Genomic DNA, 23,167 nt, shown 5'->3' with positions numbered 1-23,167 from the left:
ATGGCCGCGATCATGTTCAGCGCCATGGTGCTTTTACTTCTGCTCGGATTCCCCATGATGGTGCCGCTGATTACCGGGGCGGTGATCGGCTTTACCATGATGTTCGGCGGCTTCGGGCAGATGGAAACGCTCATCCAGCAGATGCTCGCCGGTATCCGGCCGGCCTCACTGATCGCGGTGCCGATGTTCATCCTCGCCGCCGATATCATGACGCGTGGCCACTCGGCGGAGCGATTGATCAACATGGTCATGAGCTTTATCGGCCATATCAAGGGCGGGCTCGCCGTGAGTACGGCCGCGTCGTGCACGCTGTTCGGCGCGGTCTCGGGCTCCACCCAGGCGACGGTGGTGGCGATTGGGTCACCGCTGCGGCCGCGCATGCTCAAAGCCGGCTATAAGGACCCGTTCACCCTGGCGCTGATCATCAACGCCAGCGATATCGCGTTCCTGATCCCGCCGAGCATCGGCATGATCGTCTACGGCGTCATCTCCGAGACCTCGATCGGCGAACTGTTCATCGCCGGCATCGGCCCGGGGCTGATGATCCTCACGATGTTCTCGATCTACTGCATCATCTACGCGCATATCAAGGACGTTCCCACCGAGGACAAGGCCAGCTGGCGTGAACGACTCTCGTCGGTGCGCCTCGCCCTCTGGCCACTGGGTTTCCCGGTGATCATCGTCGGCGGCATCTACGGCGGCGTGTTCAGCCCCACCGAGGCCGCGGCCGTCTGCGTGCTCTACGCGCTGATCCTCGAATTCGTGATCTTCCGCTCGCTGAAAACCACCGAGATTTGGGCGATTGCCAAGTCGACTGGTCTGATCACGGCGGTCGTGTTCATTCTGGTAGCGGCCGGTAACGGGTTCTCGTGGATCATTTCCTTTGCGCAGATCCCTGAAGCGGTGTTGAGCGCAGTGGGGATCAACGAGGCCGGCCCGGTGGGCGTGCTGATCGCGATCTGCGTGGCGTTCTTTGTTGCCTGCATGTTCGTTGACCCGATCGTGGTGATTCTCGTGCTCACACCGATCTTCATGCCGGCGGTGGAGGCCACGGGCCTCGATCCCGTTCTGGTGGGCATCCTCATCACACTGCAGGTGGCCATCGGCTCGGCGACGCCTCCCTTCGGCTGCGATATATTCACCGCGATCGCGATCTTCAAGCGTCCTTATATGGAGGTCATCCGGGGGACACCGCCATTCGTCATCATGCTGGTGGTCGCGGCCGCGTTGTTGATTATGTTCCCGCAGATCGCCCTGGGTCTGCGCGACCTGATGTATAACTAGGGGCAGCGTATGGCGTTATTCAACCGAATCCTGGTCCCCGTCGATGGCTCAAGCGGTGCGATGTCGGCCCTGCACAAGGTCATCGGCCTGCAGCGGCTGACCGATGCCGAGGTGTTCATACTCTGCGTTTTCAAACACCACAGCCTGCGTGAGGCATCGCTGTCGATGGTCCGGCCCAGCCGCGCAAACATGCCAGACGACGCGCTCAAGGAGTATGCGACCGATATCGCCATGTCCGCCAAGCAGTCGGTCATCGATCACCATGTCCCACGTGATCGGGTCAGAGCATTCGTCAAGGGCGGTCGACCCGCCAGTACGATTGTCCAGTTCGCGCGTCAGCGTGATTGCGATCTGATCGTGATCGGGGCCCAGGGCACCACGGACGAAACCAGTATGCTGCTCGGCAGCGTTGCCCATCGGGTCGCCGGCGGGGCCCACTGCCCGGTCCTGGTGGTATAGCCGGCGGTCAGCCGATCGCGAACAGGACGCCTGCGGCCACTAGCGCCAACCAGACGTAGATCGTGCGCCGCAATAGGGCGTGAGCGTCGTCCACGGCATCGGCGGTCAGATCCCGCGGGGCATCAGCCAGCGGCACGCCCAGCGCCGCCATCCCGGTCTCCGAGAGTCGGCGTCGTGGCGGTGCAGCGGACTCCTCTTCCCAAACGTTCCAGGCGGCGCTGAAATGCCCCGCCAGCGCGAGGGCCATCGCCATCAACCGATCCGGCAGCCAGTCCAGCAGCGCCAGGAGTTTCTCGGCACGACCGCAGTAACCCGGACCCGCGTTATCACGACAGTCACCGAATGCCCGTGCCATCACCACCACCCGATAGCCGAAAGCCCCGAGTGGGCCGATCAGGACAAACCACAGCACCGGCGCGAACAAGCGCGTCCGGGCCCGCAGCAGCAAATGCCCGATCGCTGCCTCCGGCATGGCCTCGAATGCCACTGCGTCATCACGGCCGCCGGCGAGCTGCTTGAGCGCCGCCGCAGCACCCGCCTCATCGCCGCGGCGCCAGGCCGCAGTAAAGGCCGCGACCTCGACCTCCAGCGCCTCACCTCCGCCAAACGCGAAACACAGCGCGGCCACGCTGAGTGCCAGACCGACCAGGCCCGACAGGGCTCCACCCAGCGTCCACTGGATCAGTGCGACTGGCAGCAGCAGCGGCAGCAGCACGAGTGCCAGGCCCAGACCATTGTCCCAGGCGCGCAGCGGCATGAGTCGGGCCTGCAGTCGGGCCGCGTAGCGAAAAAAGCCCCGCGCGCTACGCCAGCCACCGGACGGAAGATAACCGTTGATCAGCAGCGCCGCGATCAGGGCCAGCAGCTTCATAGCGAGAGCGACCGACGCTGGGTGATCGGACAGCGGATACCAAGATTGCGGTGCAGCCGCTGCCACTCGAACCCGGGCCCCGGATCACTCTTGCGCCCGGGCGCGATATGGCAATGGCCGACGATCCGATCGTCACCGATGGCGGGATAGGCCTCACGCAGCGCCACGATCAGGCCCTCGAGGATCTCGTACTGGATCGGGCGATAGCCCTGCGTATCCGTGCCCTCGAGCTCAATGCCGATGGAAAAGTCGTTGCAGTCATGCCGCCCCTCAAACACCGATTCACCGGCATGCCAGGCGCGCTGATCCAAGGGCACATACTGAGTGACATGCCCATCCCGGGCGACCAGCAGGTGAGCCGAGACCCGCACCCCGGCCAGATAAGCGAATCGGGCATCACCCCGGGTATCGAGCTGATTGGTGAAAAGCTGGGTGATGAAGCCACCGCCGTACTGCCCGGCGGGCAGGCTGATGCCGTGGATAACGATCAATTCCGGCACCTGCCCGGCTGGCCGCGCGCCCCGATTCGGTGAATCCACGAAGGACGCATCGACAACCCGCCCCGATGCCTCATCTACTCGCATGACTGCCCGTTCCCGTTCACCGCCACCCCATCAACCCGGAATGATAGCATTCTGTCCGCCACACTACTGTCGGGGATCATGCCATGTCCCAATCGCCGCTCTCCACCAACCGCCTGGCGGACGCCAGCAGCCCCTACCTGCGCCAGCATGCCGACAACCCTGTGCACTGGCAGCCCTGGGACGACACCGCACTCGCCGCGGCCCGGCAGCTGGATCGCCCGATCCTGCTCTCGATCGGTTACTCGGCCTGCCACTGGTGCCATGTCATGGCGCATGAGTGCTTCGAGCATCCGGCGATCGCCGAACAGATGAATGCATCGTTTATCAACATCAAGGTCGACCGCGAGGAGCGCCCGGATCTCGATCGTATCTATCAGACTGCCCACCAGCTGCTGGTGGGCCGCGGTGGTGGCTGGCCGCTGACGCTGTTTCTCACGCCCGATCAGATGCCGTTTTTCGCGGGCACCTACTTCCCGGCGGAACCGCGGCAGGGGATGCCCGGCTTTGGCGATGTCATGGACCGCATCGCCCGTGTCTGGCGCGACCACCGCGACGAAATCGACGCGCAGAATGCCGACCTCCAGCGCGTCCTCGACCGGCTGAGCAGCGTGGAGAGCCGCGGCAGGATCCCGGACAGCGCTCCCATCGACACCGCCCGTCGCCAGCTGGGCGAGCGCTTTGATCCCGCCCATGGAGGGTTTGGTAGTGCCCCGAAATTCCCACAGCCCATGGCCCTTGAGCGCCTGTTGCGAGGGTATGCGCGCAGCCAGCAGCGCGGTGAGACCGATCGCGGTGCATTGCACATGGCCTGCCACACGCTGCGACGGATGGCGCTGGGCGGGATCTATGACCAGATCGGCGGGGGATTCGCCCGCTACAGCGTCGACGGCGAGTGGATGATCCCGCATTTCGAGAAGATGCTCTGTGACAACGCGCTTCTGATCGGTGTGGCCAGCGACGCCTTTCAGGCCACCGGCGACCGGTTTTTCCGCCGCATCGCCCGTGAATCCGCCGAGTGGGCGCTACGCGAGATGGCATTGCCCGACGGGGGCTTCGCGACCTCACTGGACGCCGACAGCGCTGACGGGGAGGGAGCGTTCTATCTGTGGACGCCCGAGGCGGTGCGCGAGGTCGTGAATGAGGACGAGGCCGAGCTCGTCATTCGCCGGCTCGGCCTTGATGAGAAACCCAACTTCGATGGGCGCTGGCATCCACAGGTGCATATGGCGTTCTCAGAGCTCGCCAAGGCGCTACAGACACCGCGGCAGACACTGGTCGAGCGCTGGAAATCGGCCCAGCAGAAACTCCGCGACGCCCGCGAGCAGCGGCCTCAGCCCAGTCGTGATGACAAAGTGCTCACCGCCTGGAATGCCCTGATGATCCGTTCACTGGCGCGCGCTGGTCGCTTTCTTGAACTGCCTGAACTCATCGATGCCGCCGAGCGGACCGAGGCATTCATCCTTGCCCGGCTCAGGGATGGGTATCTGGATGACTACGCGTTTCTCCTGACCGCGCTGATCGAGCTGCAGCAGGCACGCTGGTCGGATGCGCGGACACAGTGGGCGCAGACCATTGCCGAGACGTTGCTGACACGGTTCGAGGACAGCGATGCCGGTGGGTTCTATTTCACGGCGCAGGATCATGAGGCCCTCATCCAGCGGCCACGCACCTGGACCGACGATGCCCTGCCAGCGGGCAACGGCCTGGCGGCGCTGTCACTCAATCGCCTCGGTCACTGGCTGGGCGAGCCGCGCTACCTGAAGGCGGCGGAACACACCCTTGCCGCCGCGGCGGACAGCATCGAGGAGGCACCGGCGGCGCACTGCACGTTGCTCGACGCCCTCGATGAGCAGCTCGATCCCCCGCAGCTGGTCGTCATTCGCGGGGACAAGGCCACCCGGGCGGATCTGCGCGACACCGCGGAGGGAAGCTTCCAGCCACAGCGGCTGATCTTTACGCCCGACCCGGCTCAAGCCACCGCCGCCGCGCCCATCGAGGGCACGGGGGCATGGGTCTGCCGCGGACAGACCTGCCTGCCCCGAGCCACTAGCGCCGCCGAGCTCAGGGACCGCCTCGCCAACACCCAGTAAGCGCTCGATCGTCTCGTCGCCGCCACAATCACCCGAGCAATCCGGATGAGTCGTTGGCGGCGCGCGACGCCCTTCATCGCCTTGCAATATCGCTGTCACTGAATCGAAAACGATTTGTCATCAAACCCTCATCGCCTCGTCACATTGTCCCGGCATTGTCATCGCGAGTCGGGACAGCGGTTGATCCAGCCGCCTGTCGCGTCAGCGCAACGCCACAATCAAACGAGGATTCAAGTGATGAAGCACACATCGAAGCTGGCCCTTTTCATGGCCGCCGGCATGGTCTCTGCCGGTGTCCAGGCTGCTGATTTCGAGGTCGGCGAGGACACCGTTCTGACGCTCGGCGGCGAGGTCGTTCTTAACTATATCGACACAGATGAGATTGGTGGCGACTCGACCACCGAATTCAAAGACGATGGCTCGATCGTGATCCTCGGCGGTGAGCGGGATCTCGGCAACGGCTACACGGCGTACATTGAGACGGAGTTCGCGTACGACACGCTAGGTGAAGGCGACGGCTTCAGCCGCGACGCTACCGTATTCGGCTTCACGGGCGACTTCGGCGAGATCCAGGTCGGTGACAGCGATAACGTCTTCGTAGACTTGATCGCCGATCCCATCGACCCCTTCGAGAACGCGACACTGTCCCAGGTCAGCGTCACCGACGAGGACAGCATGATCACCTATTACAGCCCGGACATGCAGGGCTTCTCCTATCGGCTCCAGACCCGGGTCAAGGATGAGACCGACGGCCGTCAGACCGGCAATGAGGTCAGCCTGATCGGCGCTGCCCAGTACGACTTTGGCAACTTTGCCCTGTCCGCTGGTTATGATGATCGGGGCTCGATGGATACCGGCAGTGGTAACAGCTTTGAGTCCGAGGATGGCGTCTACGGGCTTGCCGCGACCGCGAACCTTGGCGACAACCTCGAGGCAGGTTTCCGCTATGCCCAGCAGAGCAACAAGAACGGCGATGACGCAGACGCCTCCGGCGCCGCGCTGGTCTACAACTACGGCGCAGGTGATCTCTACGGGGCCGTTCAGGATTACTCCGAAGACAACGCTGACAGCCGCACCCAGTTTGCCGGTGGCGTGAACTATGGCGTCGCCGATGGGCTGCTGATCTTCGCCGAGTATGGCAACTTCGACGGTGTCAGCAGTGGCGATGACGACAAGCTGGCGGTTGCCGGCCTGATCCTCGAGTACTGATCCCGACGCCGGGTTTTCCCCCACGCCAACCGTCAGCCGGCATCGCTACCCGGCTGGCGGTTTTTTATGCCTTAGAGATCGAGCTCGCCCTGACCGGGGGCCTGATGACGGCGGGTTGGCCGCGGGCGCTCGGGACTGGGGCTTCGGCTCGCATGCTGACGGCGTACCCGGGCGGACTCGCGGGCCAGATCGCGACCGGCGCGGTGGGCCTTGATCTTCTCTCTTGCCTCGCGGGCGGCCTGTTCGTGATCCACGATCGGCCACGGGTAATCCTCCCCCAGACGCACGCCATAACGGCGCTGCAGCCCTGCCGGCAGGCGCCAGGGTTCATGCACCCAGTCCGCGGGCAAGCGCCCGAGCTCGGGCACCCAGCGGCGGATATAGGCCCCGTCGGCATCCTGGTCCCGGGACTGCTTGATCGGGTTGTAGATGCGCAGGGTGTTGATGCCAGTGGTCCCCGACTGCATCTGGAACTGGCAGTAGTGGATGCCCGGCTCGTAGTCGGTGAAAAGCCGCGCGAGATGTTGCGCGGGCTCCCGCCAGTGCATCCACAGGTGATAGCTCGACACCGCCACGAGCATCGCCCGCATGCGAAAGTTGATCCAGCCCTCGGCGCGCAGCTGACGCATGCAGGCATCGACGAACGGCAGACCGGTACGGCCCTCGATCCAGGCGGCCAGACGCTCGGGATCGGCGCGGGTCTCATCACGCAGGCCATCATAGCCACGGTGCATGTTGCGGTGCTCGAGCGCTGGCTCATCCTCGAGCTTCTGGATGAAATGACAGTGCCAGTGCAGGCGTGATTCGAACGATTTGAGCGATCGTGCCCAGTTCGAGCGCGGCGCTTCGGCCTTGAGCGCCATCCAGCGCCGGCGGTGGGTCTGCACGATCTCGCGCAGCGACAGGGTGCCGTAGGCGATATGCGGCGAGAGCCTTGAGCAGACACGCCATGCCGACGCTGGGCTCGACATGCCCTGGCGGTAGGTCTCGGCACGCTCATCCAGAAAACTCGATAACAGCGCCTCACCCGCCATCCGGCCACCGCCCTGACGGCCCGGACAGGCGATATCGCCCGGGCCGGAGTGCTCGGGCAGGGCTTCGATGGGATGGGTGGCCGAGCGCACGACTGGCCCCGGATCGAGCGCGGCGCCCCGATCCGGCAGTGCCACCGGGCTCCGCTTCATGCGCCGCTCCCAGTGCCCCGCCCACTCGTCGCGATTCGCCAACGGCCGGACCACGCCGAACTGCGGGACCTCATGGAAAGCAATGCCGGCCTCGCGGCACATCCGACGCACGGCGTGGTCGCGCCGATAGGTCCAGTCATTACCGGTCTCCTCGTGGGCATGAATCGCCGCCACACCCACTGTCTCATGCAGCCAGCGAAAGATCGCCACGGCCTCGCCCTCGAACACCCATAGCCGCAGCCCGTGGCACGCCAGTGCGGTATCCAGCTCGATCAGGCTCTCGCGGATGAATGCCCAATGCCGCTGGGCCGTATCCGGCTGGCGCCAGTAATCGGGTTCGATCACATAGACCGGCAGCACCGGCCCCTCCGCCATGGCCCGGGCCAGGGGTGCATGATCGGCGGTGCGCAGGTCGCGCTTGTACCAGACGACCTGTGCGCTCACGAGCGCCGCCGTGCCCTGCCACTGGGAACGGGGCGCGGGCTGTCGGCTTCGCCTTCGTCATCCGCCAACCGCCGCTGGCGTCGGCAGCGCTCCGAGCAGTAGCGCACGTTCTCCCAGTCGCGCGCCCACTTACGGCGCCACTTAAAGGATCGCCCACAGACCGGACAGGTCTTGCTTGGCAGCGGCTTTTGCGCCATCAGTCCGCCACCGCCCCGGCGGGCAGCGCCCGGATGATCCGCGCCAGACCCTCGGCGCAGTCGGCGGTCAGCCGCCCGCTGGCCTCAGCGTCGCCGCGGGTGACGCCCAGCCCCAGCACATAGACGGGTTTGCCGGCGGCGGCGGCGGCCCGCACGAACCGATAGCCCGACCAGACCATAAGTGACGAGCCCACCACCCATAGTGCGGAGGCGGCTTCCAGCGCCGCGAATGCCGCGGCCACCCGGGGCTTCGGGACCATCTCACCGAAGAAGGTCACGGCCGGCTTGAGCATGCCACCACAGGCCTCGCAGGCAGGGACTACGAAGCGATCATAGTCGACATCGCCGAGCTCCACGTCGCCATCCGGCGCCGTATATCGGGCCTGCGCAGCGGCAGCCCAGTCGGGGTTGGCGACCTCGAGCTGTGCCTGATGGAGCGATCGCGGGATGATCCGACCGCAGTCACGACACTCCACCCGGTCGAGGCGGCCATGCAGATCAAGGACATTCGGGCTGCCGGCGGCCTGATGCAGGCCATCCACGTTCTGGGTAACCACCGACCCGACCACACCGCGATCACCCAGCGTCGCCAGCGCCCGGTGCGCCGCGTTGGGCCGCGCCTGCTCCACCGTCCGCCAGCCCACCAGGCTCCGCGCCCAGTAGCGCTGACGGCCATACTCGCTGCCGGTGAACTCACTCAGTTGCATGGGTGAGCCACGTTTCCAGCTCCCCTGGTGATCGCGGTAGTCGGGAATGCCCGAGCCAGTGGAGACCCCGGCCCCGGTGATCACCATGACCGGGGCATGCGCCTCGAGTGCGGGCGCCAGGTCCGTCACCGACCATTCATCGGCGGCATCGGGCAGTGGCCGGGATTTCGCCACGATGGTGGAACTCCTCTGTCTGATCGGCCTCAACAACGCTACGTTATACTGACAGGTTCAGGCGACCGGAATTCGGTGGCCGGATGCCCCAGGAGAGCCAACCCTTGTTCGGACCCGTCAAACCCGCTCGCGCCAACGGCGTGGCGATGATCGTCATTCTCGGTGTCATCACCGCGTTCGCGCCCTTGTCCATCGATCTTTATCTGCCCAGCCTGCCACTGATCGAGGAGGATCTCTCAGTCAGCCCCGGGCTCACCCAGCTCAGTCTGGCACTGTTCTTTATCGGTCTCGCGGTGGGCCAATTCTTCTATGGGCCGCTCGCGGATCGTTATGGGCGCCGTCGCCCGCTGCTGGTCGGTATCCTGCTCTATCTGGTCGCGACGCTGGTCTGCACGTTCTCCATGAACATCGAAATGCTGCTCGCCGGGCGCCTCACGCAGGGCTTCGGCGCCGCCGCCGGACCGGTCATCGCCCGCGCGGTGGTCCGCGATCTCTACGCCGGCCGTCGCGCCGCCCGAGTGATGTCGTTCGTCATCCTCGTGATGACGATCGCACCGCTGATCGCGCCGGTCCTGGGCGGCTGGATCAGCACCATGCTCGGCTGGCGGGCGGTATTCTGGGCGCTGACCCTCTTTGCGCTGGCCTGCGGCGCGACGCTGCTACTGGCGCTGCCAGAGACGCATCCGGTCGAGCGGCGTCAGAGCGATCGGCTGGGTCGGCTGTTCATGGGCTATGTGCCCATCGTGCGCGACCCGCTCAGCCTCGCCTATCTGGGCGCGGGCGGCATGGCCTTCGCCGCGCTGTTCGCCTATGTCGCCGGCAGTCCGTTCGTCTATACCGAGGTATTCGGCGTCTCGCAGGCGAACTTCGGCTACTTCTTCGCCCTGAATGTCGTCGGGCTGCTGATGGGTAATCTCACCAACGGCCAGCTGGTCATACGCTTCGGGCACCGTCGCATGCTCACCGCGGGTGTATTGACCATGGCGCTGGGGACCTCCGCGCTGGTGGCGATGGTGGCAAGCGGGATCAGCGCCCAGTGGCTGATCACGCCAGTGCTTTTCGTCACCCTCAGCACGGTCGGGATCATCGCCGCCAACACGGTTGCCGGGCTGCTCGATCGGCACCCGGATCATGCCGGTTCGGCATCGGCGTTATTCGGTGTCATGCAGTTCGGGCTGGGCGCGCTCAGTGCCGCACTGGTGGGAACGATCGAGGGCGATCCACTGGTGACAATGGTCATGGTGATGGCGTTGACCGCAGCGCTGGCCCTCGCCTCGCTCTCGGTGCTCTGGCACCAGCAGCGGCGCATCGCCGCGGTGGGCTGATCCATGGCACGCGAAGACGACCGCATCGGCAGCCGCATTGCCTGTCTGCGCACCGATCAGCTGCCCGCCAGTCTGATCTCAGACGCCGGCTATCACTGCGAGGTGTGGCGGAGTAGCGGCAGTGTCCTCCGCGATGGCGAGCGCCAGATGCTGGATCGGGTGATCAAGGTACCCCGGACTCGCACGCCAGCGCGGGAGGTCGAGATCCTCCACCGCGATCACCGCCGCCTGCGTGAAGCCCTCGGCGGCATCGTCCCGCCAACGGTCTTTGTGCGGACACGCATTGATGGCGAGGAGAGTGTCATTGCCATGGCACCCAATATCCGGCGCTGGTTCGATGTCGCCAACCCCAGCAATGAGGCCGATCTGGCGCCGATGATCAACCGTGATCCGCGTCTGCGCGACGCCCTGGCGCATTTCATTACCACCGCCGAGCGCTGGTACCGACAGGAGGATCGAGTCCTCGACCTGTACGGCATCGACAACCTCGTCCTCGACAGCAATCATCACCTCCACTACATCGACAGTTTCGGTGTTTTCTTCCATGCTGATCTGTTGACGATACTGCCTGACCCCGACCCGGGGCTCGCGGAACGAATCCGGCTGTCACGGATGCGTCTGGAATATCTCAATCACCTCCTGGAGATCGCTCATGACCCGAACGAGAACCGCGATGCTGAATCCGCTGGCGATACTGACGGCAACGCTCATCATGCTGGGATTGAGCACCGGCACCGCTACCGCTGAGACGGATGATGTCCCCGCGACACCCAAAGCGGTGGTGGAGCACGTGGTCACCGATGCCCTCAACAGCATCGCCGAGCGTCAGGAAACCCTGGCTGCCGATCGGGACGCCGCTGTGGAAATCTTCAATGACCAGGTCCGGCCGTGGGTCGACACGCAGCTGATGGCGCGCTTTGCCATGGGGCCGGCCGCGCGTACCGCAGACCCGGCGGATATCGACCGCCTCGCCGAAGCGCTCGCCGATCGGGTCGCCAATCTCTACGCCGGAGCCCTGCAGCGCTATGCCGAGGATGCAGCCGACTTCGCAGAGCGCGGCAGCGTTGACCTGCGCCTGGTCAGTGAAAAGGACGAGCGCGCCATCGTGAGTGCGCTGGCCGAGGGTCCCGGGATCGATAAACTCCAGCTCCGCATCCAGCTCTATCAGCGCGATGATCGCTGGCGGGTCTTCGATATCGAGACGAGCGGCGTGAGCATCCTGCTGGTCTTTCGCGATGCCCTCCAGTCGGCCGCCGGTCGTGATGGCGGCGTCGACGCGATGATCGAGGCGCTCGAGGACGGCGCCGTGGATGTCGAGGAGGCCTGGGAAGAGGAAACCGTAAACGGCGACGGGGCCTGAGCGGCCACCCGCGCTCAGTAGCCGGTCATCTCCAGATAACCGACACCCTCGGCACTGCCCGTCACGGCTACCGCGCCTTCCCAGTAGCGCACCGTGGTGGGCATTTCCTGATCATCAAGACGAGCCTCCACACTCAGCTCCATGCCCTCCCCCGGGAGCTGCAGCCGCCACGCCACCGGATAGCGTGATCCGGTGCGGGGGCTCTCCCAGTAGCGCTCGGCCGTGAGCCGGAAATCATCGGCCGCCAGACGACGGCTCTCGCCGTCCGGTCCCACCAGGATACCGGCGGAGTGCCGATCGGTGCTGCCATCATTGCGCCGCAGCCGATACACCATCAGATCCCGGCCATCGGCGAGCTGCAGCGCGAACCAGTCCCAGCCCGCCTGACTGGCATCCAGCGCGCTGGTGCTCCACTCCCGATCCAGCCAGGCGCTGCCGGTGACCGATGCGGCGGTATTCGCGAACGATACCGTCCCCTCGGCGGCAAGCCGCGTATAGGAGTAATACCGCGAGGCATTGGCAGGATCCTCGCCCTTCTGGCTATAGCCCCGCTCCCCCTGCAGGACATGTGGCTTGTCGGCATCGATGGCCAGATCGATGGCAATGCCATTCGCCGGATCACTCGCCTCGACCTGCAGCGGAAAGAGCCGATCCGGGCCCTCGCTTCGGATCTGCCAGTCATCCATCCACACCCGCACCGGACGGGTGGTGGCCCCGGCGAGGCCCAGGGCCCCACGCTGATAGCGCTCCGCAGCCCGGTGCTCCCCGGCACCGAGATCGGTCACCGCGAAGTGCCCCATCCACACCTGGCGTGTCGCCCAGTCGGATGCCCGCTCAGGGGACTCGGGCGCCAGTGCAGTGCGGAACAGCGTTAACTGAAAGCCATAGTCCTCACCGGTTTCGCTGGTGAGATTGCCCGTGAAATACCACCACTCGGTCCGGTGGTCGGGATGGGCGCCATGGTCGGCGGGGAATGACAGCGGGCGCGGCCCGGTGACCCGGGCGAATTCATCGGCATCGCCAGTCGGCCCCATCACCGCCGCCAGACTCTGGGCCTCGGGGGTTGGAGCGGCGCTGGGGAGGCCAAAACGCAGCGCTCCAATAATGACCGCCCCGAACAGCAGCCCCAGTAGGCCCATCAGACCCGCATCGATGCGTTCGCGCATCACTCCCCCTTCAGCGCCGCGGCGATCCGCAGCCGTGTTGCCCGCCATGCCGGATAGAGCGTCGCCAGTAAGGCCGCGATCACCGCGAGCATGACGCCCTCGATGATCGGCCCGGCCTGGAGCTCAAAGCCCATGGTCCAGCCATAGGCACGGCGGTTGATGACAAAGACCAGTAACGCGGCGAGTGTCACACCCAGTGGTATCGCCCAGAGCCCCGCAATCAAGCCGAGCAGACCACTCTGCCCGCCGATCAGACCTGCCAGTCCAGTACGGCCGAGGCCAATCGCCCGCAGCACCGCGAACTCGCGCAGGCGATCGAGCTGCAGGGCCATGAGCGCCGAGATCACGCCCACGAACGCCACCAGCCCCGCCAGCCAGCGCAGGACCTCGGTGATCGCGAAGGTCCGGTCGAAGATGCGCAGCGACTGCTCGAATACCGCCGCATTATCGGTGACCCGCGCGCCTGGAACACCGGCAAGGCCAGCCTCCAGCCGCCCGATCAGGTCCTCGCGATCGGCGTCATCACTGGCATGGACGCCGATGCCGGCAAGACCGGCATCGTCGTAGAGCGCGCGATAGAGCCCCCGGCGCATCAGTACTGCGCCGGTGGGTGAGGCGTAATCGCGATAGACGCCGGCGACCGCAAGACTGGCGCGATCGCTACCTACCGGCAGGGTCAGGGTATCGCCGGGCTCAAGGGACCGGCGGGCCGCGAATGGCTCGCTCACCAACACCGCCTGATCGGCCTCGAACGCGGCCAGCGCCGTCTCGGCCCCGGGCCGGCGGATATCGATCTGTGGGGACTGGTCCGCCGGCAGGCCCAGCGCCCAGATCGTCACCGGCCCATCGTCGGTGGCAAGGTCATACCACTGCGAGCGGCTGACGAAATCAACGCCGGCCATCCCGGCCAGTCGATCGGCCTGGGCGTCATCGAGGGCAGCGGGCGCTGAGACATAGAAATCCGCGGCGAGCGATCCCTCCAGCCACTCGATCACGCTGACGCGGAAACTCGCGATCATCACCGCTACGCCGATCACCGCCGCGACCGCCACCGACAGCGCGGCCACGGCAACACCGGTGCGACTGAGCGAGGCCACCGCCCCCTCGACGATCAGCCCACCCACCGGGCGGCCCCGCATCAGCGGCCGCAGCAGGGCGCCGACACCCAGGATAATGGCCGGTGCCAGAAAGGCGGCGCCGAGGATCAGTGCGAACAGGCCCACAAACGCGGGCACCAGCCCATCACTGAGGATAATCACAAGCGCACCGGCGGCCAGCACGCCACCGCCGGCCCAGCCGCCCCGCCGGGCCAGCTGCCGGGCGCGCTGCTCGAGATCGGCGCGTGACAGCGCCGCCCGCGGTGGCGTCGAGGCGGCATCCCGCGCCGGCGCCAGCGCCGCGGCGATGGACCCGACAAGCCCGACCAGCAGCCCCGCCGCCAGACTCCAGGGCGAGAGCACCAGATCACCAGCAGCGCGCTCGAAGTACACGTCATTGACCGTCTGTAACACCAATCCCACGAGTCCGTGGGCGAGTGCGAACCCCAGCCCCAGTCCGACCACCGTGCCAACGACACCAATCAGCAGGGCATCACCGATCATCTGCCCCATCACCTCGCGTCGCTGCACACCCATGGCCCGCAGGATGCCGATGGTCGCCCGCCGGCGGACGCCCAGAAAACTCAGGGTGTTGAACACCAGAAAGGCGCCGACCACGACCGCGAGCAGCGAGAGCGCCGTCAGGTTGATCTGGAATGCCCGGCTCATCTGCAGCACCGACTGGGCACTCGCGGCGGCGGGCACAATGCGCACGCCCTCGCCGAGCGTCTCACCGAGGGCCTCAGCACGCGCGTCGGAGAGGATCAGGTCAATACGATCAAGCCGGCCGATCTGATCGAGCAGGGTCTGCGCGGCGGCGATGTCGGTGAGCAACAACCCCCGGGCCTGGTCCTTGGGATCGTCGACGACGGAGACCACCGTGACCGGCCTGCGCCCGCCCTCGACCCGCAGCGTCAGGGTGTCACCGGCGCTGACGCCAAGCCGCGCCGCCTCGCCACTGCCAACGGCTACCGCATCATCGCGCAGCAACAGGGCATTGAAGGCATTTCCCATACTAATGGTACTGCCCAGTGGGCGCTGGAACGGTGCCTCGGCAAAGGCATCCACGCCCAGCAGGGTCAGGGAGCGCTCGGTACCACCCGCCCGCACAACGCCGCCCTGTACCACCGGGGCGGCACGGCGGAGCCCCTGCTCGGTCCGAAGGCGGGTATAGAGGCGCTCGTCAACGCCCGCCGGCCCGGCCACGATCTGATGGGTGGCGCTGCCAGTCACCGACTCCAGCGACACCCGCATGGCCTCGCGGGCGGAGTGGTTGGCGAGATCCACCGCGACCACCACCGCGACGGCGATCGCCACACCGAGCATCGCCAATCCCGTCTGGAGCGGATGGCGGCGCAGATCGGCACGCCCGATACGCCCGATCAGTCGGTTCATTCGGCATCCACCAGGCGGCCATCACGGATGGTGAGCAGCTGATCGGCCAGCCCCACCACCTCCTGGGCGTGAGTGACCATGATCAGGGTGCGCTGCTCGGCGCGGCAGAGCCCATCGAGCAGCGATACGATGCGCTCGGCATTCTCCAGATCGAGGTTGCCCGTCGGTTCGTCGGCAAGGATGAAATCCGGCTCATGGATGAGCGCCCGGGCGATGGCGACGCGCTGCTGCTCACCCCCCGAGAGCCGATCCGGCCAGTCGCCGCCGCGTCCCTCAAGATCGACCCGGGCGAGCCACTGATCCACCCGCCCCTCATCGTCGAGGCCATTGAGGCTGAGTGGCAGCCGCAGGTTGTCGGCGACGCAGAGGGTGGGAATGAGGTTATAGGCCTGGAACACAAACCCCATCCGCCGGCGCCGCAGCGCGGTGAGGGGGCGATCGCCCAGGCCGGCGATATCCGTGCCGTCGATGCGCACCACCCCCTCGCTGGGGGACTCGAGGCCGCCGAGGAGGTTGAGCAGGGTGGACTTTCCCGACCCGCTTCGCCCCACCACGACCACGAACTCGCCCGCGTGGATGGTGCCGGAGACGCGATCGAGCACCGTCCGCTGCGGCGCCTCGCCATACCAGCGGCTCAGCGACTCGAAGGCAATATCGGCCATGAGGGTGGGCTCCGTTGTTGATTGGAAGGACGAGCGTGACAGAGGCACGAGCGTCGATTCCAGCACCGGCTCTGTTATTCTCAGGGACCGACTTTCGCGCAAGAGATTCCATTATGACCGACCCCGAGGGCCCGACCGCCGGGCCACGCCGCTACCAGATCCCCGATGGCGACGACCGTGAGCGGCTCACCTGCCCGGAATGCGGATTCATCGCCTATGAAAACCCTCGCATCGTCGTCGGCGTTGTCGCCCGGGCGGATGATGAGCGCATCGTCCTCTGCCGCCGGGCGATACCGCCCCGGATCGGCTACTGGACGCTGCCCGCGGGCTATATGGAGCTGGGCGAGACCGCCGAGGCCGGCGCCTGCCGCGAGGCCTGGGAAGAGGCGCGGGCCCAGCTCAAACTCACCGGCCTGCTCGCGGTCTACAGTCTGGCACGCATTCATCAGGTCCAGCTGATCTATCGCGCCGTGCTCACCGACCCGCATGTCGAGGCGGGGCCGGAATCGCAGAGCGTGGGGCTGTTCCACTACTCGGAACTGCCCTGGGACGAACTGGCGTTTCCCACCGTGCGATGGGCACTCGAGCAGGACCATCAGGCCCACATGGAAGGCCATGGCGAGGCTTTTGCCAATCCAACCGCGGAGGAAGACTGAATGGCGACAGCAACACTGGGCGGCGGCTGCTTCTGGTGCATCGAAGCGGTATTCCAGCGCCTGCAGGGCGTCCACTCCGTCACATCCGGCTATGCCGGCGGCGACACCCCCGATCCGGACTACCGCAGTGTCTGCACGGGGCGGACCGGCCATGCCGAGGTCGTGCGGATCGACTACGATCCGGCGGTCATCGACTTCGACACGCTGCTGTCGGTTTTCTTCGCGATCCATGACCCGACCACGCCCAACCGTCAGGGCGCGGACGTCGGGCCACAGTACCGCTCCATCGTGCTCTATGAGGATGAGGATCAGCGGGCGAGTGCGGAGGCGCATATCCAGCGACTGAGTGACGAGGGGGCGTTCCGCGCACCCATCGTGACCGAGGTCCGGCCGCTGGCGCGCTTCTACCCGGCCGAGGGCTATCACCAGGACTATTATCTTCAGAACGCGCCGATGCCCTACTGCCAGGCGGTCATCGATCCGAAGCTGGAGAAAGCGCGCACGCTGTTCGCGGAGCGGATGAACGACTAGTCCGCCGACGCGGGCTCCTGCACCAGCACCCAAGGCGCGGCGACCACCGCCCAGAGGTCGGGGTCGCGGTCGTGCCAGCCCCGGGCATCCTCAGCGGTGGCCCGGGCGATCTGCCCGTCGGTCATCCACGCCATTACGGCCTCCTCATCGTCGCGCACGAAGGCGGCGGCCACCGTGACCAGATCCAGACCGGCATCCACCCGCACAACGACGCCACGCGCGAAGTGGCGCTCCAGCTCCGACCAGCGCACGCGCCCGGTTTCGGTATTGAGCTGCGTTTCTAACGGAATCTCGGCGTCGGTCATTGCTCGCTCCCGGTTGATGGCTTTGCGTTGCGCACAAGCAACGTTGTGAGGACGATTATAAGCGTCATCCGCCAAGCCCCTGAAAAATTCTGCAGTTTCGTTGATCAAAGGGTTTGCAAGGGAAATAAAACTAGGCTACCGTTCAACTCGTGCGCAACAGCCGCTTCCCGTTTGTGGTAAGAATCCAACGGTGAGCGCTCAACAGCACACTATACGAACAGTCGGGGTAGCTACCCGACATGATTGTTCAAAACCTATCCCATATGGGGGAAAAGCAATGATGAAGAAGACAACTTCGGCCCTGGCCATCGCGGCCCTGCTGGGCACCGGCGCGGCCACTGCCGCCACCTTCCAGATCAACGACACGACCACGGTCGGCGTCGGTGGCGCGTTCTATCCGTTCTATGGCGACGTTAACGACGCCAACGGCGACAGCTCATCTTTCAACGGTGATGCGAGCCGGTTGATCTTTACCGCTGAAAAGGCTGCCGTCAATGGTATGACCGCCTCCCTCTACTATCAGCTCCGGCCGCAGGATGGTCTCGGTGACGGCGCTGACGGCTCTGACGATAACAATGGTGTTTCGACCCATGTTGCGCATGCCACACTCTCAGGTGACTTCGGTTCCGTAACCTATGGTAAGAACGATAACCTGATGTATCGGTATATCGACGTGCTTCGTGACTACAACGACACGCTCGTATTCACGTTCTCAGACGCCATTCAGCGTCGTCGCGTAGCGACATATGCGTCGCCGGACTTCGGCGGATTTGGCTTTGAGGTCGAAGCGGAGCTTGAAGCTGACGACTCCAAAACCCCCGTCTCTGATGGCAGCTCGAGCAGCTTTAATGCCGCTGCCTACGCAGATCTGGATCCGGTGCGGGTCCATGCGACCTACACTGCGGGTGATCTGCAGGACGCCGATTCTGATGGTGCTTATGGTCTGGCCGCAGTTACCAGCATCAACGTCGTCGACCTGAGTGCGGTATACACCAATAGCCAGATCAATGCCGATGACCAGGTCATTACCGGCCTCTATGCCTCGACCGATTACGGTTTCGGTTCGCTCCATCTGGGCGCCCAAGAAGTGGACGTTGACAACGCGGAGAGCCGCACTGAGGTCATCGGCCGCGTGACCTACGACATCGCCGACAGCGTTTACACGTCGCTTGAATATGCTAGCAAGGACGCCGATAACGATGCCGGCGACGGCTTCGGCGTTGCACTCTGGTACGGCTTCTAAAACTGCCTAGCAGTTAGAGCCCTTAAAGGCGGCCCTCGGGCCGCCTTTTTTATGGGCGGGTGCTGGACGTAGCGGGTTGAGCGGCCTAGGCTTGCCCGCCATGAACGCCCGCGACTGGTTACTCCTGCTGATCCTCTCCACTGTCTGGGGTGGATCGTTTTTCTTCTTTGAGCTTGCGCTCGAGACGCTGCCACCGTTCACGATCGTGTTGGGGCGGGTGAGTCTGGCGGCGGCTGCGCTGCTCGTCATCGCCCGGCTCCGTGGGGTGGTCCTGCCTTTCAACGCGACGCTGGTCCGCCGGTATCTGATGCTGGGTCTGATCAGCAATGCGATGCCGTTTTCCTTCATTGTCTGGGGGCAGACCCAGATCCCCAGTGGTCTCGCCTCGATCATCAACGCCATGACACCCATCTGGGCGATGCTCGTGGGGCTTTTAATCGGCAGTGATGAGCGCCTCACCCCTGGCCGAACCATTGGCATCGTACTGGGATTCTCGGGGGTTGCGGTCCTCATGGGCCCGGACCTGTTACGCGAGATCGATCCCTACAGCCTCGGCCAGCTCTCGGTGCTCGGTGCAACGATCTGCTACGGGTTTGCGGTGCACTACGGCCGGGGCTTCAAGGGTACACCGGCGCTGGTCAACGCTGCCTATATGCTCACGGCCGCGACGGTCTGGTTGATCCCCGTGGCGCTGATCGTCGATCAGCCCTGGACCCTGACACCCGGTATATCCGGCTGGGGCGCACTGCTCGGGCTGTCGCTACTCTGCACCTCGTTCGCCTACCTGCTCTACTTCCGGCTGCTGGCCTCGGCCGGCGCCAACAATATGTCGCTGGTGACCTTTCTGGTGCCGGTCTCGGCCATCACCCTGGGTGCGGTTTTCCTCGACGAGCGGCTGGGCTCCACGGCATTCCTCGGCATGGGTATCCTGTTTGTGGGACTGGCGGTGATCGATGGCCGGCTCTGGCGCCGGCTGCGCGGTGGCTAGACCCTAGTCACGGGCAGGATCATCGCCGCCCAGCGGCTCAAACAGTGTCTCGATGGCCTCGGCGTCGAGGGCATCACCCGCCCGGGTCGTATCCCCCTCCCCCAGCAGCCGCTCACCCAGATCCGCCTTGTCGCGCTGCATGGCCATGATGCGGTCCTCCACTGTGTCACGAGTCAGCAGGTGATAGACGAACACCGGCTGATCCTGACCAATGCGATGGGCCCGATCGGTGGCCTGCCGGGTGACCGCCGGGTTCCACCACGGATCATAATGGATGACGCTGTCGGCGGCCGTGAGGTTGAGCCCTGTGCCGCCCGCCTTGAGGCTGACCAGGAAAATCGGCACCTCACCGGCCTGAAACAGCGCCACTGGCGCCTCGCGGTCGCGGGTCTCGCCAGTGAGCAGGGCATAGTCCATGCCACGCGCCTGCAGCGCCGATCCGATCAGCGCAAGCATACGGGTGAACTGCGAGAACACCAGAATGCGGCGGTCGGACTGGCGCAGGTCATCGATCAGCGACAGCAGCCGATCGAGTTTCGCCGAGCCCAGGGCAGTCTGTGGGGCATCGCGGACCAGACGTGGATCACAGCAGACCTCACGCAGTTTCAGTAGCGCATCGAGGATCTGCACCCGGCTCTGCGGCTGATCGGGTCGGGCCAACGCCGCTCGTACCCTCGGCTCCTGGCCCAGGCGGAGCTGCTCGTAGAGCTCACGCTGATCGCCACTGAGCTCGGCATACACTGGGATCTCGGTCTTCGCCGGCAATTCCTCGGCGATCGCCCCCTTGGTCCGGCGCAGCAGAAACGGCGCTACCCGGGTGCGCAGGGCCGCCAGCCGGCTGTCATCACCCTCATCCTCAATGGGCCGGCGATACATCCGCTTGAACGAGGCGGCCGTCCCCAGCAGCCCCGGGGCGATGAAGTCGAACTGCGACCAGAGCTCACCGAGGTGATTCTCGAGCGGCGTCCCGGTCAGACTCAGCCGCTGAGCGGCCGAGAGGGTGCGGACCGCCCGGGCGGCCTGGGCACGCGGGTTTTTGACCGCCTGTGCCTCATCGAGCACCAGCAGATGCCAGGGCTGCGCCTGCAGGCGCTCAATGTCACGCACCACCAGGCTGTAGGTGGTGAGCACCAGATCCTGATCGGCCAGATGGGCATAATCGGCGTGACGCTGCGGACCATGCAATCGCAGCACACGCAGTCCCGGTGCAAAGCGCTCGGCCTCGCGCTGCCAGTTGAACAGCAGACTGGTCGGGACCACCACCAGACTCGGCGTCCGCGCCCGGCCACTGGCCTTTTCGATCAACACATGACTGATGACCTGCAGCGTCTTGCCAAGCCCCATATCATCCGCCAGCACACCGCCCAGCCCGAGCTGGGCGAGCCGCTGGAGCCAACCCACACCCTCGCGCTGGTAGGGACGGAGCTCGCCTTCGAGGCCGGGCGGCGTGACGGATGGTTCGGCCGCCGGATCGTCGCGGTTGAGCGCCCGGCCAAGCCGACGCAGATCGGCCTCGTCCTGCCACTGCAGGGTATGATCCTGCGCCTGCGCCAGATCATCGAGGACATTGGCGCGACTGGTCGGGAGCACCAGCTGCCCGTCATGCAGCTGCGTGGTCGGGTCATAGAGTTCGGTCAAGCCTTTGAGGAGCGGAATCAGCCGGCGGGCGGGGAATGGCACGAGCCGGCCGTCACCCAGATCCACCAGCAGACTGCTATCCGGATCGATGGCATCGAGATGACGGCTCGCCATTGCCTCGGGATTGTCGCGGATGAGCGCCAGTAACAGCGGCATGACCGGCTGCCACTCGCCGTCCACTTCAATGCTCAGCCCGAATCCAAACCAACCCGGCTGCCTGGACTGCGACCGGGTCTGCGCCTGCCACTGATCGGGTGTGACCAGCCGCCACGGGAAGCCGCGCTCCACCGTCACCCGCCAGCCCTCAGCCTCGAGCGCCGGAACGGTCTCGACCACGAACTTTCGCCAGTCGCGGGTGTGATCAGGCACCAGCCGGCCCTCGGCCATGGTGCCGGTGGCATGCAGCCCGGCCTTGATCAGCCGTTGACGGGCGCGGGACTCCGCGGCGGTATCGCGGCGGTAATCGAGGATCTCACCCGCCACGAACACCGATAGCCATTGACCGCTGGTCTCGGCGTTAACCCGATGATCGGCATAATCGAAATGCAGCTCGGCGACCGCTTCCTCCAGACGCGTCAGGCGCAGAACCGGCGTAGGGCGGATGTTATCGATCCGACGCCGCCGGGGCGCCTCAGGGACGGGGATAGGCAGACTGTCGCCATTGAGCGCCTCGGCCACCGCCGGCACTTCCTCCGGCGGGATAACGGGACCTGCCTGTAACTGGGCAACCAGCGCCGCGGGGATACCCGTATCAATGACACCGAATGCACCCGTCTCTGATGCCAGCCAGATCGGTGGGTGCGCAGTCAGCGCGATGCGCTGGGCGCCCGCGTCCACCGTGAGCCGCTGACTGCCATCCGCCAGCGACTGCCAACTGAACCCACCATCAATCGCCGATGACTCATGGATCGCCGGGGCCTCGGCGCGTTGCCAGTGGGCCCGATGCGTAGCGGCAAGCGCCTGGAGCAGGAAGTGCGCATCATCGGGCGCTACCGGACAGCCAGTCTCCGGGAGCAGTCGCAGCAGCCGGCGATCCGCGGCGGTAAGCATTCCCTCCGGCGCGCGTCGGACGCCGGCGAATGGCAGCAGTCGGCCGTAGCCACCGCGCCGCCGCAGCCGGGCGCGCTGCAGCGTGACCGTGAGCTGGCCATTGGCATCGCGGTCGAGCAGATAGATGAGCGCCTCACCCCGTGCCGCGGTGGTGGTCGCTGATGCCCTGTCGGCGGTAAGGCGCCGGGCCCGATCGAGCCACTGGCAGACCGCCGGGTTCGCACGCGTCATACCGGCAGGCGCCGTGCGCCCCAGATAGTAGAGAATCGCCGCGACGGCATGGCCGCAGCCCCCTCCCGCCGGACAGCTGCAGAGGGTCGTCACCGGTCGGTGCGAGGGCAGCGGGTGAACGCGGATATCGACGGAATGGATGTGCCGGTGGTCCGCCTGGACACGGGCAAAGAACCCCTGCCCGCCAGGACTGCAGTCGAGGACGGCTCTTGACTGGATCAGGCGCTCACCGGCCTCCAGTGCCTCGCGCGGGAAATCCGCCCAGATGGCGGCCTCACCGTGTTCCGAGATCCATTCCGTGAGAGGGTCGGTCAACG

The 23,167-nt window shown here is 65.6% G+C and carries 21 protein-coding genes; 11 read left to right on the top strand and 10 right to left on the bottom strand.

The features are described from left to right. On the top strand, positions 1-1,284 hold the full coding sequence (locus SPICUR_RS01965; RefSeq protein WP_023365517.1) for a TRAP transporter large permease: 1,284 nt from the start codon (positions 1-3) through the stop codon (positions 1,282-1,284). 9 nt (positions 1,285-1,293) lie between these two features. Beyond that, the gene (locus tag SPICUR_RS01960; protein ID WP_023365515.1) at positions 1,294-1,743 is read left to right on the top strand and encodes a universal stress protein; all 450 of its coding nucleotides are present in this window, start codon (positions 1,294-1,296) and stop codon (positions 1,741-1,743) included. Between the two features lie 7 nt (positions 1,744-1,750). Here the strand turns inward: SPICUR_RS01960 and ampE are convergent, their stop codons facing one another. Together ampE and ampD are read right to left on the bottom strand one after the other, a co-directional pair. Then, positions 1,751-2,614 carry a regulatory signaling modulator protein AmpE gene (gene ampE, locus SPICUR_RS09495; RefSeq protein ID WP_023365513.1) on the bottom strand — a complete coding sequence of 288 codons (864 nt, stop codon included), beginning with the start codon at positions 2,612-2,614 and terminating at the stop codon, positions 1,751-1,753. After that, a complete protein-coding gene (ampD, locus tag SPICUR_RS01945; RefSeq protein WP_023365511.1) occupies positions 2,611-3,198 on the bottom strand; it encodes a 1,6-anhydro-N-acetylmuramyl-L-alanine amidase AmpD in 588 nt (195 codons plus the stop codon). Before ampD ends, ampE begins: the two co-directional genes overlap by 4 nt. Before the next feature lie 83 nt (positions 3,199-3,281). On the opposite strand from ampD, the gene SPICUR_RS01940 reads away from it, so the two are divergent. Next, positions 3,282-5,288 carry a thioredoxin domain-containing protein gene (locus tag SPICUR_RS01940; protein ID WP_023365509.1) on the top strand — a complete coding sequence of 669 codons (2,007 nt, stop codon included), beginning with the start codon at positions 3,282-3,284 and terminating at the stop codon, positions 5,286-5,288. Positions 5,289-5,525: 237 nt separating this feature from the next. Then, the gene (locus SPICUR_RS01935; RefSeq protein ID WP_023365507.1) at positions 5,526-6,497 is read left to right on the top strand and encodes a porin; all 972 of its coding nucleotides are present in this window, start codon (positions 5,526-5,528) and stop codon (positions 6,495-6,497) included. 71 nt (positions 6,498-6,568) lie between these two features. Here SPICUR_RS01935 and SPICUR_RS01930 read toward each other — a convergent pair whose 3' ends face one another. The 3 genes from SPICUR_RS01930 to SPICUR_RS01925 are packed head-to-tail and all read right to left on the bottom strand — an operon-like array spanning position 6,569 to position 9,203. Further along, on the bottom strand, positions 6,569-8,125 hold the full coding sequence (locus SPICUR_RS01930; RefSeq protein ID WP_023365505.1) for an FAD-binding domain-containing protein: 1,557 nt from the start codon (positions 8,123-8,125) through the stop codon (positions 6,569-6,571). Next, positions 8,122-8,322 (bottom strand): DUF2256 domain-containing protein, encoded by a 201-nt coding sequence (locus SPICUR_RS09690; RefSeq protein WP_076742126.1) that lies wholly within the window; start codon positions 8,320-8,322, stop codon positions 8,122-8,124. Before SPICUR_RS09690 ends, SPICUR_RS01930 begins: the two co-directional genes overlap by 4 nt. After that, positions 8,322-9,203 carry an NAD-dependent protein deacetylase gene (locus tag SPICUR_RS01925; RefSeq protein ID WP_023365503.1) on the bottom strand — a complete coding sequence of 294 codons (882 nt, stop codon included), beginning with the start codon at positions 9,201-9,203 and terminating at the stop codon, positions 8,322-8,324. The genes SPICUR_RS09690 and SPICUR_RS01925 overlap by 1 nt, the downstream gene beginning before the upstream one ends. 104 nt (positions 9,204-9,307) lie before the next feature. Here SPICUR_RS01925 and SPICUR_RS01920 point away from each other — a divergent pair, with 104 nt between their 5' ends. From SPICUR_RS01920 to SPICUR_RS01910, 3 genes are read left to right on the top strand one after another with little or no spacing between them, the layout of a single operon-like run. After that, positions 9,308-10,528: a Bcr/CflA family multidrug efflux MFS transporter gene (locus tag SPICUR_RS01920; protein ID WP_237220345.1), complete on the top strand. Its 1,221-nt coding sequence runs from the start codon at positions 9,308-9,310 to the stop codon at positions 10,526-10,528. A 3-nt stretch (positions 10,529-10,531) separates the two neighbouring features. Then, a complete protein-coding gene (locus SPICUR_RS01915; protein WP_023365499.1) occupies positions 10,532-11,275 on the top strand; it encodes a hypothetical protein in 744 nt (247 codons plus the stop codon). Continuing rightward, the gene (locus tag SPICUR_RS01910; protein WP_158499822.1) at positions 11,202-11,888 is read left to right on the top strand and encodes an MlaC/ttg2D family ABC transporter substrate-binding protein; all 687 of its coding nucleotides are present in this window, start codon (positions 11,202-11,204) and stop codon (positions 11,886-11,888) included. The genes SPICUR_RS01915 and SPICUR_RS01910 overlap by 74 nt, the downstream gene beginning before the upstream one ends. A 14-nt stretch (positions 11,889-11,902) precedes the next feature. Here the strand turns inward: SPICUR_RS01910 and SPICUR_RS01905 are convergent, their stop codons facing one another. The 3 genes from SPICUR_RS01905 to SPICUR_RS01895 are packed head-to-tail and all read right to left on the bottom strand — an operon-like array spanning position 11,903 to position 16,208. After that, on the bottom strand, positions 11,903-13,102 hold the full coding sequence (locus SPICUR_RS01905; protein ID WP_023365495.1) for a lipocalin-like domain-containing protein: 1,200 nt from the start codon (positions 13,100-13,102) through the stop codon (positions 11,903-11,905). Next, positions 13,054-15,546, bottom strand: coding sequence for an ABC transporter permease (locus SPICUR_RS01900; RefSeq protein WP_023365493.1), 2,493 nt, complete (start codon positions 15,544-15,546; stop codon positions 13,054-13,056). Before SPICUR_RS01900 ends, SPICUR_RS01905 begins: the two co-directional genes overlap by 49 nt. Then, positions 15,543-16,208 (bottom strand): ABC transporter ATP-binding protein, encoded by a 666-nt coding sequence (locus tag SPICUR_RS01895; RefSeq protein WP_023365491.1) that lies wholly within the window; start codon positions 16,206-16,208, stop codon positions 15,543-15,545. The genes SPICUR_RS01900 and SPICUR_RS01895 overlap by 4 nt, the downstream gene beginning before the upstream one ends. Before the next feature lie 113 nt (positions 16,209-16,321). On the opposite strand from SPICUR_RS01895, the gene SPICUR_RS01890 reads away from it, so the two are divergent. Together SPICUR_RS01890 and msrA are read left to right on the top strand one after the other, a co-directional pair. Then, positions 16,322-16,864 carry an NUDIX hydrolase gene (locus SPICUR_RS01890; RefSeq protein ID WP_023365489.1) on the top strand — a complete coding sequence of 181 codons (543 nt, stop codon included), beginning with the start codon at positions 16,322-16,324 and terminating at the stop codon, positions 16,862-16,864. Next, positions 16,865-17,395: a peptide-methionine (S)-S-oxide reductase MsrA gene (gene msrA / locus SPICUR_RS01885; RefSeq protein WP_023365487.1), complete on the top strand. Its 531-nt coding sequence runs from the start codon at positions 16,865-16,867 to the stop codon at positions 17,393-17,395. On the opposite strand, the gene SPICUR_RS01880 is transcribed toward msrA, so the two are convergent. After that, positions 17,392-17,700, bottom strand: coding sequence for a DUF2288 domain-containing protein (locus SPICUR_RS01880; RefSeq protein WP_023365485.1), 309 nt, complete (start codon positions 17,698-17,700; stop codon positions 17,392-17,394). The two genes, msrA and SPICUR_RS01880, sit on opposite strands and share 4 nt — an antisense overlap. A 277-nt stretch (positions 17,701-17,977) precedes the next feature. Between SPICUR_RS01880 and SPICUR_RS01875 the strand changes: the two genes are divergently transcribed. Both SPICUR_RS01875 and SPICUR_RS01870 read left to right on the top strand, forming a co-directional pair. After that, a complete protein-coding gene (locus SPICUR_RS01875) occupies positions 17,978-18,943 on the top strand; it encodes a porin (RefSeq protein ID WP_023365483.1) in 966 nt (321 codons plus the stop codon). Between the two features lie 76 nt (positions 18,944-19,019). After that, positions 19,020-19,931: a DMT family transporter gene (locus tag SPICUR_RS01870; RefSeq protein WP_237220344.1), complete on the top strand. Its 912-nt coding sequence runs from the start codon at positions 19,020-19,022 to the stop codon at positions 19,929-19,931. Between the two features lie 3 nt (positions 19,932-19,934). Here SPICUR_RS01870 and SPICUR_RS01865 read toward each other — a convergent pair whose 3' ends face one another. After that, the gene (locus SPICUR_RS01865) at positions 19,935-23,165 is read right to left on the bottom strand and encodes a DEAD/DEAH box helicase (protein ID WP_023365479.1); all 3,231 of its coding nucleotides are present in this window, start codon (positions 23,163-23,165) and stop codon (positions 19,935-19,937) included. Positions 23,166-23,167 lie beyond the last annotated feature (2 nt).

This window comes from Spiribacter curvatus (genome assembly GCF_000485905.1).
Lineage (GTDB): Bacteria > Pseudomonadota > Gammaproteobacteria > Nitrococcales > Nitrococcaceae > Spiribacter > Spiribacter curvatus.
This window is presented reverse-complemented; position numbering and strand designations above follow the sequence as displayed.